Raw genomic sequence first — 12121 nt, 5'->3', positions numbered from 1 at the left:
CGGCTTCGAGCCGGGTTTTTTATTGGAACTTTTTCCGGGCTCGTACGTTTATGCCTTGTCAGTGCGGACTTCTTTGGGAAAGCGATCCCGCAGACGTTTGCTTTCAAGTCAATATTCGATGAGGAGCGGATCATGCCCTGTACGTCTTGCCTGGTTGGCAAAGTGACGAAACCGATCCGGCCTGCCTGTATGACGAACTCTTAGCTTTAACTAGGGCCTCGTCCGGAAACGTCCAGAGTTCGAGGCCTTCATATCACCAAGCCATGCATTTGATCCGGACAGCGATGCCCGGAAGCAAACATTGTTTGCCCTTTTCGGGGCTTAAAGCCTGAATTCAGGAGACCGATATGAAAAACATGTCTGCAGACCGGCGCATGATCAAAATTGCCATGGCGGCTCCCTATCTTGCTCGCGAAGAAGAGCACGACCTGGCGGTGCGTTGGAAACACAACGAAGACCGCGGCGCCCGCAACCAAATTGCCATGGCGCACATGCGCCTTGTTATCTCGATGGCAGCAAAGTTCCGCAATTTCGGCCTGCCGATGAGCGATCTGGTGCAGGAAGGCTATGTCGGACTGCTGGAAGCAGCCGCCCGCTTCGAGCCTGAGAGGGACGTGCGATTCTCGACCTATGCAAGCTGGTGGATCCGCGCGTCCATACAGGACTACATACTACGGAACTGGTCAATCGTCCGCGGCGGTACCAGTTCGGCGCAGAAGGCGCTTTTCTTCAATCTCCGCCGGCTCCGTGCCAAGCTTGCCAAGGGAGATACGCAACTGACGCTGCAGTCAATACACCAGGAAATCGCCGCCGCCCTTGGCGTCAGCTTGTCGGACGTGCAGACGATGGACGCAAGACTGTCGAGCAATGACGCGTCGCTCCAGGCGCCCTCGGTCTCAGGCGATGCCGACAGCGCCGAGAAGATGGATTTCCTCGTCAGTGACGAGCCCCTGCCGGATGAACAGGTAACAAACATGATCGACGGAGAGCGTCGCCGTGTCTGGCTTGCGTCGGCGCTCAAGCACCTGAACGAACGCGAGATGAAAATCATCAGCGCACGCCGCTTGGCTGAGGATGGCGCAACGCTCGAGGAACTCGGCGCCGACCTCGGCATCTCCAAGGAACGCGTCCGGCAGATCGAAAGCCGGGCCATGGAGAAGCTTCGCAGTGCGCTGGTCAGCGCCGACCCCTACATGGCCGCCTCGGCCTAGGACAGATTACTCCCCCAGTGATGCGACTGGCTCGGCGCAAGCCGGGCCTCTTTTCATTCAGCGATGATCTTGACGCGCTCGCCCGGTGAAACGGATGCGCCGGTCGGCAGGGCATTGATCAGCTTGAAGAGATCGAGCTTGCGATCAGTGCCCATCATCCGGGCTGCAAGCGTGGTGATGTTCTCACCCGCACGCACCGTGACGACCCTTACCCGCAGCGGCTTCAGCGATGCAGCCTCTTCCGGCGTCATGCGCCGGAAGCTCGCCCGCAGGACGTCGGCCGTTTGCTGCAAGGTCTGGCTTCCCTTCGGGACCGCTGTCAGGAAACGGAAGATTTGAGCATTGTTGCGCACGACGGTCACATCGAAGTCCCAACGGTCGGCACTCGCGCGCGCCGTGACGGCCTCCATGCCGTTCACTGTGATTTGTCGAATGGTCGAAGGATCTAGGCCGGTGACCCAGCCGCTGGAGATGTAGTTTGTCAGCGACTGATTTTGATTGTCGGCAACACCGTCGAAACGGATCGCGACGTCGTCCGGCCCGGTCGCCATCACGGCTTCGACCTTGTTGTCGATCTTGAAGTCGGGCGGCACGTCAAAACGAATGCCGAGACCGCCATGCAGGAAGGTCTGGCCACGAACATAGCCTTCCTCCGGGCTGTCGCCATAGAGAAGGCCATCGATGCCGTCGAGGTAGTAGTCCCGACCCGTGTCGCCGACTTTGCCCTCCTGCCCGAATGCCCGTGCGTGATCACGCGCGAGCTCGATACGCTGCGCGGAGTTCGGGTGGCTCGATAGGAAGTCGAGGCTCTGGTCGGCATCCGGATCGACCGACATGAAGCGGCTGTAGCCGGCCATGGAATCCAGGAAGCGGCCGGCTGCGTATGGATCGTAGCCAGCCTCGCCGAGCATCCGAACGCCGATCACATCCGCCTGGAGTTCCTGCTGCCGGGAGAAGGCCGCCAGACGCAGCTTGCCCCGCGCCAGCGCCTGCTTGCCGGCAATATCGCTCGACAGCACTTCGGCAACGACGCGGCTGGCGATAACTTCCGCCTCTTCACGTTTCTGCCGCTCGATGCCGTGATTGGCGGTGACGTGTCCCATTTCATGGGACAGCACCGCCGCCACTTCCGACGCGTCGTTGGCAAGCGCGAGCAACCCCCTGGTGACATAGAGATAGCCGCCCGGCAGGGCGAAGGCGTTGATCGCCGGAGAATTCAGGATGGTAATGCGGTAGGATTGGCTCGGGTTTTCCGACACCGCCGTCAGCGCACCCGCAATACGTGCAACCAGCCGCTCCGTCTTTGCGTCCTTGTACTCGCCACCGTAGCTCGCGACGATGCGCGGATGCTCGCGCGCACCCATTGCGGCACGCGGATCGTTCTTTTGAACCTCGTCGACGATCTGCGGGTTGGACGAAGGACCGACGCTAGGCTGGTAGGATTGTTCCAGGGCCGACTGACAGCCGTAAAGCGCAACACTCGCAATGGAGACGAGCGACGTCCTGCGGACCCAACGGCACGCTGCGAAGAACACATCACTGGAAGGCGCGGTCACTTTCCACGTCGTCATGCTGTCCAGTCTGGCTCTCCAAGTCATCGTGCGTTTAAACCGGCTCGCTACTTTCCCGATCCGATTGTCTTTTTTAGGGTTCAACAGGCGTCCGCTCACGTTCTTGCAGTGCACAATACGGGGCGCAAGTCTTTGCTGTAACTGATTTCCGCATCGGTTGCATAGCGAGACTCTGCTTAAATGTGGCGCCGTTGTATTTTAGCAAGCGGAACGTGGTTATGGAGTCCTTGGGTCGACTCAAATTATGGCGAAAGTGCCGTTAGTCCGCCTATATTCGTCAACTGCGGAGAAATTGACGCAAACCCGGATGTTCGGTCTCAGCCAGAAAGCCTGCAATCGGAGCGCTAACGGCGACCCGGCCATGCTCGATGAAAATAGCATGGTCCGCAATTCGACGAACCTCCTCCGGATCGTGCGAAACCATGACGACGGTGTTTACGCTCTCTCGGTGCATTTCCAGAAGCAACGCCGCCATGTCGTTCCGCAGGCTGGGATCCAGCGCGGCAAAAGGCTCATCGAGCAACAGTACCGGCCGACGGCGAACAAGCGCGCGGGCAAAGGCGACACGCTGGCGCTCCCCGCCGGAAAGCGTCGCTGGCATCCGCTTATCGAAACCGCCGAGGCCGACTTTATCCAATGCCGAAAAGATCGAGGACCGATCGGTCGGCAAGAGCTTCATGGCCGGATCGATGCCGAGCCCGACATTGGTGAAAACATCGAGATGCGCGAACAGGTTGTTGTCCTGAAAGACAAGCGAAACCGGGCGTGCGGCTGGATGCACGGCGCCGACATCCTGCCCCGCGATCAGGATTCGTCCTTGTGCCGGCACGTCGAAACCGGCCAGAAGATTGAGAAATGTCGACTTTCCGGCACCGGATGCGCCCGTCACCGCAATAACGGCTGCCGCCGGCAGCTCGCAGTCGAAGAAGAACGCCCGCCCGCCCAGACGTAGACCCACAGCTCGCATTTCGATGCCGTTAGTCATGTGACGCGGCCTTCGTCGATTGCCGCATGGTGCCCGCGATGGTCAGTAGGAGGCAGATGACACCGAGGATAAGCGCCAACCCGTCCGCATCGTTCGTTCGGTAGCTGCCCATGCGGCTATAGACCAACCAGGGTAGTGTAACGAAACTGTCGGAACCGAACAGTGCGACAGCCCCGAGATCGCCCAGCGACAACGCCATGGCGAATGAGAGCGCCGTCAGCACCGGCTTCCGCAAAGCCGGCCAATCGATCAGACGAAGGCGGGCAAGGCCGACGATACCAAGGCTGGCACGCAACCGTTGCGTTCGCCGTTGATGAATTGCATAGGCCGGTTCGAGCACGCGCATCACAAATGGCAAGGACATCAGCGCGTTGATGATCGCGATAAGCACCGGGGCATGGCTGCTGGCGTCGCCGATGCTCCTCAACGCCATGAACCAACCCGTCGCAAGAACGATCGGAGGAACGAGCAACACCAGTGAGGACGCGCCCCCCATTGCCGCGAAGAACGCGCGGGCGCAGTGGCCCCTTTTCCCCTCCTGGGAGAGTGCATGGCGCGCCTGCACGAGGGCAGCCGAAATAACCAGAGACAGAACGGCAGCAGACAGTGAAATCGCCGCACTGGTGGCAGTCGCCTGCCAGAAGATGGGTTCCGCGACCAGCTTCACGAGGTCGGCCCGAAGACCTGCTGCCACAACGGACATCAAAGGCAATCCTAGAAAGAGCGCGGTGAGGACCAGCATACCGCAATCGACGAGGCGCGCGCCGGGCAGCGCTCCATCCGGCCTTCGGATGGCTTTGCCCGATGTCGGTCCCTCATCGCCCGCAACTGGAAAAAGAGCGAGTACGCCGAGCACGGCGGCGGTGAGTGCGATCTGGAGCAACGACAGCGCGACCGCCCGGCCAGGGTCGAAGTCGAAACGCAGCGACTGGTAGATCGCGACCTCGATGGTCGTCGCTGCAGGCCCGCCGCCCAGGGTAAGCACCAGCGTGAAGCTCGTAGCACAGAGTATGAAGATCAGGCCGGCGACACCCGGAATGATCGAACGCAGCACGGGCCATTCGATGAAGCGGAAGACAGAGCCGTGCCGCATGCCAAGACCGCTCGCCATCAGCCAGTATTCACCCGGGACACGCTCCAGGGCCGCGAGCATCAGCCGGCAGGCCAAGGGCAAATTGAAGAAGACATGCGCAAGCAGGATACCGGTAAGTCCATAGATGCTGATCGGTTCGGTCATGCCGGTGGTGGTCAGCAGCGAATTCACGATTCCCTGCCTGCCCCAGATGCCGATCAGGCCCAACGCGCCGACCAGCACCGGCAACCCCATCGGCACGGCCATGAGGCGGATAAGCCAGATCCGACCGGGAAAGTGCGGTTGGCGCGCCAGCGCCTGCGCGATCGGAATGGCAAAAACGACAGACAGAACGGTCGATAGAAGCGCCTGCAACAAGGTAAAGCGTACGATTCTCAGGATGTAGGCGTCGAAAACGGCCTCCGAGATCGACACCTCACCGCTCGAGACCAGCAGCGCAAATGTCGCCATGCTGACGAATAAGACAATGCCGGCGAGGCTGATCGCCCCGCCGGTTATCGCGTATCGCTTTTCAGCCGCCGTCAGCAGCATCAGTTCATGCTCATGGCGGCCAGCCATTCGTCGATCCACGCCTTGCGGTTCTTGGCAACCTCATCCGAGTTCATGAGAAAGGTCTTCGAAGGATTGACGAGCTTTCCGAAGGCGTCGGGAAGCGGCTTCGATGTTGCGGCGACCGGCATCATCCAGTTGTTGGTCGGGATAGTGTCCTGGAAATCGGGCGTTACCATGAACTTCAGGAAGTCACGCGCAAGCTCCTTGTCCGGCGCGTTCTTCAGCAGCCCGGCCACTTCGATCTGGATATAGTGTCCCTCGGAGAAGGCAGCCGCCTGATAGCGATCCGTATTCTCCGCAACCATATGATAGGCCGGCGAGGTCGTGTAGGAGAGCACCATCGGTGCCTCCCCCTTGGTGAACAGGCCGTAGGCTTCCGACCAGCCGGGCGTCACCGTCAGGACCCGGCCCTTGAGCTTGGCCCACGCTTCCGGAGCCTTGTCGCCGTACACGGATTTCACCCAAAGCAGTAGGCCAAGACCGGGCGTGGAGGTGCGCGGGTCTTCGATGACGATCTTCTGCGACGGGTCGCCCTCGACCAGGTCCTTCATGCTCTTGGGCGGGTTCTTGATCGTCTGCGTGTCGTAGATAACGGCGAAATGGCCGTAGTCGTAGGGCACGAAGACGTCGTCCTTGTAGTCGCCCGGAACCTTCAAGGCATCGATGTCGATCCCGTTGGCATCGAACAGGCCAGTCGCCTTGGCTTCGGTGATGAGATTGGTATCGAGGCCGAGCACGACGTCGGCCTTGGTGCCTGCACCTTCCAGCTTGAGGCGCGAAAGCAGGGCCACGCCGTCAGCGACGCTGACGAAATTGACGGTGCAGTTGCATGTCTTCTCGAACGCCGTCTTCACCTTGGGGCCTGGCCCCCATTCCGACGTGAAGCTTTCGTAGGTATAGACAGTCAGTGTCTTGTCCGCAGCGACAGCCGGCGTCATCGACAGGCCAGCAAACGCAGCAATGGCGGACGCGACCAACGCGCTGTTTTTCGAAATTGGCATGGCACCTCTCCTCTAGGTTTTCTTGAAGGGGAAAAGGGCGGGCCTGATGTCACGCGTCTAATCCCTCCGCCGGTGTTAGCCGGATCAGGTTCCGCGGGTTGGCTTTTGGAAAGCCTCTCAGCCCCATGTCCGATGAACACAAGGCACCCCGTTAGAGCGGGGAAAGGTGTATCGTCGCGATCGGCGTCTGGCAAGAGGCGAAGCCGCCCGCCTCCTGCCGTTTATTCAGCTGCTTCTGCAGCCGTTGCAGGCTGCTTGATTTCGACTGTTCGCGGCAGCTGCACCGACTTCAACATCAGGGCCGCCACGAGACCGAGGAGGGCGATGGCGCAGGAGGTCATGAACAGTGGCGTGAACGCACTGGAATAGGCATCCGCCACGGCCTGGCGTGTCGCTTCCGGTAAAGCCGCCATCATCTTCGGCGTCAGCTGTTCGATGTCGGTCACACCGGGAATGGAGAGACCCGTCCTGCCCGAGCTGCGAACCGACGATCGCGCCGTACATGGAAATCGCAATCGATGCCCCGCCCATGCGCGACAGCGTCACCGATCCGGTCGCCGCGCCGACATCGCGGGCGGGTGCGGCATTCTGCACGCCGATGATTGGAACCTGTTGCGCCAGGCCGACACCGACACCGTGAAATGCCATTACGGCCCCGATCAGAAAGATCGGCGTTCCCGCGTGAACCTGAGAGAGCAGCGCAAACGCTGCCGCGCTGCAGGACAGGCTTGCGATTGCCAAGGGCTTGTATCGTCCCGTGGCCGAGATGATGCGCCCCGCCGACAGCGAACCGCACACGATTCCGCCGGTGAGAAGCACGAAGAGGCCGCCGGCCGCCGACGGCGAAAGGCCGGTGGTCGTCTGCAGGAAAAGCGCGAAATAGTTCACCATGCCGATACCGATTGCGCCGCTCATGATCGACATGCCGAGCAACAGGCCGAAGGTGGAGTTGCGAAACAGCGACAGGGGAATGATCGGTTCGGCCGCGCGGCGCTCGATGAGGACCCATGCGATGGCACAGATCAAGCCGAAGGCGACGATCCCCAGGTTTTGCGGGGAGATCAACGAGCCGAAGAGCTGGCTGCCATCGGCCGCAAGCACCACGCAGGTCGTCGTCAGGGCAAGCAGGAGCGCGCCCGCATAGTCGATCTTCGGGCGGCGGTTCGGCTTGCGGTAGGGCAGCATGAACGCAAGCCCTGCCAGCACGACAAGGCCGATCGGCACGTTGACCAGGAAGATCGAGCGCCAGCCGAAGAGGTCGCTCATTGTACCGCCGAGAACCGGCCCGATGGCGCCGGAAGCCATCAGCACGAGGCTCGAATAACTCTGGTAGCGCGCGCGTTCGCGCGGCTCGAACAGGTCCGCATTGACGGCGAAGATCGACACCATGATGCCACCGCCGCCAAGGCCCTGCAGCACGCGGGCGGCAATCAGTGTGTTCATCGAGACCGCCAGACCGCACACCGCCGAACCGACGGTGAAGATCGTGATCGCGGCCATCATTACATACTTGCGGCCGAAGAGATCCCCGAGCTTGCCATAGAGTGGCATGACAGCGCTCACCGCGAGAAGATAGGCCGAACCGATCCAGCTGAACCGCTCGAGATGACCGAACTCGCCGACGATTGTCGGCAGAGCGGTCGCGACGATCTGGTTGTCGAGAGTGGCCATGAACATGGCGGTCATCAGAAAAAGGAAGAGAATGAGCCGGCGGCGGTGATCCGTCACGAGGGGCGCCGGTGCAGTTTGCATATCCATGGGCTTCATTTCTGAACTATATCGATCGGCCGATTTTATGTGCCATTGGCATATATTTGTCAATGTCACATTCATGACATTTGCATATTCTCATTGCCGATGCTTTCTGCTATATTTTTTCGATGAACGAGACCGCGTCCAGATCCGCCGATACCGAGCCCGCCGAGACCAGGGAAGAGGGCGTAGCCTATATCGGCCAAAGTATGACCCGGATGCGGCTGATGACCGGCCGCAGGCTGATCGGTCGGCTTGCCATACAGAGCATCGCGCCCGGCCTCGAACTTTCGCATCTCGACGTCCTTGATGCGGTTCGGCGCGCCCAGGATGCCGGCGAAGTCACGGTCGGCACCATTGCCGAAATGATCCGCATCGATCCATCGCGCGCAAGCCGCGTCGTCTCCGACATGGTCGGCCGCAACGTTCTGCGGCGAAAAGCATCCCAGAGCGATGCCCGCCGGATCGTCGTCGTCATGACGCCGCTCGGCCAGAAACTGCTGTCGGAATTAAAGGCGCAGAAACTCGAGATTGTCTCCGAAATCGTCGAGGATTGGCCGAAAGAGGATATTGATACCTTTGCGAGGCTTTTCGACCGGTACATATCCGGCTTCGAGGCCGTTTTTCAGACACGCATAAAGGATGTGACCGACGAAGGCTGAGCTGCGCCCCTTTCCCTTCACCCCCGCTTTGCGCTATGGGCAATGCCCATGAGCCAATCGACCTTCACCATTCTGCTCGGCGGCGAGTTGCGCCTGACCGATCGGCTGCGCCACGCAGTCTCGGGAACGCGCTTCATTGCAGCCGACGGAGGCATGCGGCATGCCGCTGCCCTGGACGTGGTGCCCGAGCTTTGGGTCGGCGACTTCGATTCCACGCCTGCGGATCTCGAGAGCGCGTTTGCGCATGTGCCGAAGCAGCCCTACCCGGCCGCCAAGGCCTCGACCGATGGCGAGATCGCCGTGTCGGAAGCCATCAAGCGCGGCGCAAGCCGGCTTATCCTTGCCGGCGCACTTGCCGGCGAACGTTCCGATCATGCTCTCCAGCATCTGCTCTATGCGGTCAGCCTCGCCGAACAGGGTCTGGACGTACTGCTGACGTCCGGCAGCGAAGAGGCTGTGCCGCTCATTGCAGGAACGATCAGCCTGGATCTTCCGCAAGGAAGTCTCTTCTCGGTCCCCGGCTTCAGCGAGCTGCGCGGGCTGTTCATCGAAAATGCACGCTACCCGCTGACGGATTTCCATTTGCCCTTCGGTTCGTCGCGCACCATTTCCAATGTCGCGGAAGGCACTGTGCGCTTCTCGCTTCAAACCGGCCGCGCCATCGTGCTCGCCCGCCCCTACGACCTTTCCGGAGTCTGATTTTTGGCGCCTCCCATTCTTAAACTCGACGATATTTTCCTGAGCTTTGGCGGTGCGCCGCTTCTGGCGGGTGCTGCGCTGCAAGTGGAGCCCGGAGACAAGATCTGCCTCGTCGGCCGCAATGGCTCGGGAAAGTCGACGCTTCTGAAGATCGCAGCCGGCATGGTCGAAGCCCAGTCCGGCGAGGTCTTTCGCCACCCTTCCTCGACGGTCCGCTATCTCGAGCAAGCTCCCGACTTCGCAACCTACAAGACCGTGCAGGCCTACGCTGAGGCGGGGCTTGGGCCGGGCGACGATCCCTATCGCGTCACCTATCTGCTCTCCCATCTCGGTCTGACCGGCGAGGAAGATCCGCAAAACCTCTCCGGCGGCGAGGCCCGCCGCGCTGCACTTGCGCGCGTTCTCGCCCCCGAGCCCGATATTCTCCTGCTCGACGAGCCGACCAATCATCTTGACCTGCCGACCATCGAATGGCTGGAAGGCGAACTGCAGAAAACCCGCAGCGCGCTCGTTTTGATCTCGCATGACCGTCGCTTCCTCGAAAAGGTCTCGACCGCGACGGTCTGGCTCGATCGCGGCACCTCACGCCGTCTCGACAGGGGCTTCGCCCATTTCGAAGCCTGGCGCGACCAGGTGCTGGAGGCCGAGGAGTTGGAACAGCACAAGCTCGGCAAGGCGATCGAACGCGAGGAGCACTGGCTGCGCTACGGCGTCACGGCACGACGCAAGCGCAATATGCGCCGCCTTGGCGAGCTGCAGACCATGCGCTCGAACTATCGTGGACACAAAGGTCCGCAGGGCACGGTGCAGGCAACGGTTTCAGATGCACAGGAATCCGGCAAGCTCGTCATCGAAGCCGACAAGATCACGAAGGCATTCGGCGACCGGCCGATCGTCACGCCGTTTTCGATCCGCGTGCATCGCGGCGACTGCATCGGCCTCGTCGGGCCGAATGGCGCGGGAAAGACGACGCTTCTGAAAATGCTGACGGGGCAGCTTTCGCCCGACAGCGGAACGATCAAGCTCGGCACCAACCTGGAGATCGCGACCCTTGACCAGAAGCGCGAGGACCTCAACCCCGACGAGACGCTGGCACACTATCTGACCGACGGCCGCGGCGACAACCTGCTCGTCAATGGCGAGCAACGCCATGTTACCGGCTATATGAAGGAATTCCTGTTTCAGCCCGAACAGGCGCGCACGCCGATCAAAAATCTGTCCGGCGGCGAGCGCGCACGCCTCATGCTGGCGCGCATCATGTCCCGACCGGCAAACCTGCTGATCCTCGACGAGCCGACAAACGACCTCGACATCGAAACGCTGGACCTGCTGCAGGAGATTGTCGCCGGCTTTCCCGGCACCGTCATTCTCGTCAGCCACGACCGCGATTTCCTCGACCGGACGGTGACGTCGACAATCGCCCCCGCCGCTCCGGATGCGCCCGATGGGCGCTGGATCGAATATGCGGGCGGCTATTCCGATATGCTGCTACAGCGCAAGGGCGCTGCCGACGAGCGCAAAAGAGCGGAGAAGGCGGAAAGGTCCAAGACGCAGGACGCAGGACCCGTCGCCGAGGCGCCAAAGGCAAAAGGCAAGCTGTCGTTCAAGCAGAAGTTCGCGCTGGAGAACCTGCCGAAAGAGATGGCGAAGGCGGAAGCCGAAATCGCCAGGCGCGAAGAAAAGATGGCCGACCCTGCCCTTTTCAGCAAGGATCCCGCCATGTTCAGCCGTCTGGCCGCGGAGATGGAGAAATTCCGGAGCAGCCTGACGAAAATGGAAGAGGAATGGCTGGAACTCGAAATGCTGCGGGAAGAATTGGAGGGCTGAATCAGCCTTTCTCAGAGACACGCTCGACCCAATGCAGTGTGAACTGCTCCTCACTTTTCATTGATTCGTCAGCATTCCAACGTCGGGACTAAGCTGCACCGAACAGTCAAAGCCGCCGGCTGAGCGACTGCAAGGAGAAAGACCATGTCCCGTGATTTCAACACGTCAACGGCCGCCATTCTGGCCGTGGGCTTCTTCATGATAGCATCGCAAACCGGATTCGCCGCGGACGCCCAACGGGTGCGGGTGCGCGGCGCGATCGAAAGCCTCAGCGGCAATACGCTTGTCGTCAAGACCAGGGAAGGCACCGAGCAGATGGTGTCGTTGAAACCTGACTGGAAAGTAGGGGGCATCAAGAAGGCATCGGTTGAAGATATCAAGCCGGGAGATTTCGTCGGGGTTGCGTCTGTGCCGAAGGCCGACGGCGGCGACGGAGCCCTCGAAGTTCTGATCTTTCCTGCGGCGATGAAAGGAACCGGCGAAGGCAGCCGTCCCTGGGATTTGAAGCCGAACAGCACCATGACCAATGCGACCGTTGCGAAGGCCGTCAAGGCGGTCGACGGGCACTCCATTACGCTGACCTACCAAGGAACGGAAAAAACCATATCGATCGCCGACGATACCCCGATCGTCACCTTCACGCCCGCCGGCAAGGCCGATCTGACGCCGGGTGCGAGGGTGATAGTGATGGGCGAAAAAGCGACCGACGGCACGATCTCGGCTGCGCAGGTGACCGTCGGCACGAACGGCGTTGTCCCGCCGATGTGA

9 protein-coding genes, 1 pseudogene and 1 riboswitch are annotated in these 12121 nt (G+C 60.9%); of the genes and pseudogenes, 5 read left to right on the top strand and 5 right to left on the bottom strand.

Annotated elements, in window-relative coordinates; all coding sequences use genetic code 11:
• The first annotated feature begins 347 nt into the window (after positions 1 to 347).
• Positions 348 to 1211 carry an RNA polymerase factor sigma-32 gene (locus ASC97_RS21430; RefSeq protein WP_037059020.1) on the top strand — a complete coding sequence of 288 codons (864 nt, stop codon included), beginning with the start codon at positions 348 to 350 and terminating at the stop codon, positions 1209 to 1211.
• A 53-nt stretch (positions 1212 to 1264) separates the two neighbouring features.
• On the opposite strand, the gene ASC97_RS21425 is transcribed toward ASC97_RS21430, so the two are convergent.
• The 5 genes and pseudogenes from ASC97_RS21425 to ASC97_RS21405 all read right to left on the bottom strand — a co-directional run bounded on the left by ASC97_RS21425 (position 1265) and on the right by ASC97_RS21405 (position 8171).
• A complete protein-coding gene (locus ASC97_RS21425) occupies positions 1265 to 2809 on the bottom strand; it encodes a M48 family metalloprotease (RefSeq protein ID WP_057470352.1) in 1545 nt (514 codons plus the stop codon).
• Between the two features lie 250 nt (positions 2810 to 3059).
• Positions 3060 to 3767: a thiamine ABC transporter ATP-binding protein gene (locus tag ASC97_RS21420; protein ID WP_057470351.1), complete on the bottom strand. Its 708-nt coding sequence runs from the start codon at positions 3765 to 3767 to the stop codon at positions 3060 to 3062.
• Positions 3760 to 5391 (bottom strand): thiamine/thiamine pyrophosphate ABC transporter permease ThiP, encoded by a 1632-nt coding sequence (thiP, locus tag ASC97_RS21415; RefSeq protein WP_057470490.1) that lies wholly within the window; start codon positions 5389 to 5391, stop codon positions 3760 to 3762. The genes ASC97_RS21420 and thiP overlap by 8 nt, the downstream gene beginning before the upstream one ends.
• Positions 5391 to 6350 carry a thiamine ABC transporter substrate binding subunit gene (gene thiB / locus ASC97_RS21410; RefSeq protein WP_200959522.1) on the bottom strand — a complete coding sequence of 320 codons (960 nt, stop codon included), beginning with the start codon at positions 6348 to 6350 and terminating at the stop codon, positions 5391 to 5393. The genes thiP and thiB overlap by 1 nt, the downstream gene beginning before the upstream one ends.
• Positions 6351 to 6457: 107 nt before the next feature.
• Positions 6458 to 6574, bottom strand: a riboswitch (TPP riboswitch).
• A 60-nt stretch (positions 6575 to 6634) separates the two neighbouring features.
• Positions 6635 to 8171 (bottom strand): annotated as a pseudogene (locus ASC97_RS21405) (MDR family MFS transporter).
• Between the two features lie 122 nt (positions 8172 to 8293).
• Here ASC97_RS21405 and ASC97_RS21400 point away from each other — a divergent pair.
• From ASC97_RS21400 to ASC97_RS21385, 4 genes are all read left to right on the top strand, one after another.
• Complete coding sequence (locus ASC97_RS21400) at positions 8294 to 8827, top strand: MarR family winged helix-turn-helix transcriptional regulator (RefSeq protein WP_057470489.1); 534 nt, start codon at positions 8294 to 8296, stop codon at positions 8825 to 8827.
• A 42-nt stretch (positions 8828 to 8869) separates the two neighbouring features.
• A complete protein-coding gene (locus ASC97_RS21395) occupies positions 8870 to 9526 on the top strand; it encodes a thiamine diphosphokinase (RefSeq protein ID WP_244481539.1) in 657 nt (218 codons plus the stop codon).
• A 3-nt stretch (positions 9527 to 9529) separates the two neighbouring features.
• Positions 9530 to 11353 (top strand): ABC-F family ATP-binding cassette domain-containing protein, encoded by a 1824-nt coding sequence (locus ASC97_RS21390; protein ID WP_057470348.1) that lies wholly within the window; start codon positions 9530 to 9532, stop codon positions 11351 to 11353.
• A gap of 144 nt (positions 11354 to 11497) precedes the next feature.
• Positions 11498 to 12121, top strand: coding sequence for a DUF5666 domain-containing protein (locus ASC97_RS21385; RefSeq protein WP_113001179.1), 624 nt, complete (start codon positions 11498 to 11500; stop codon positions 12119 to 12121).

Origin of the sequence: Rhizobium sp. Root1203, assembly GCF_001424945.1 — a bacterium.
GTDB lineage: Bacteria > Pseudomonadota > Alphaproteobacteria > Rhizobiales > Rhizobiaceae > Rhizobium.
Note: the sequence above shows the minus strand (reverse complement) of the source record. Positions and strands in the feature narration are given on the sequence as shown.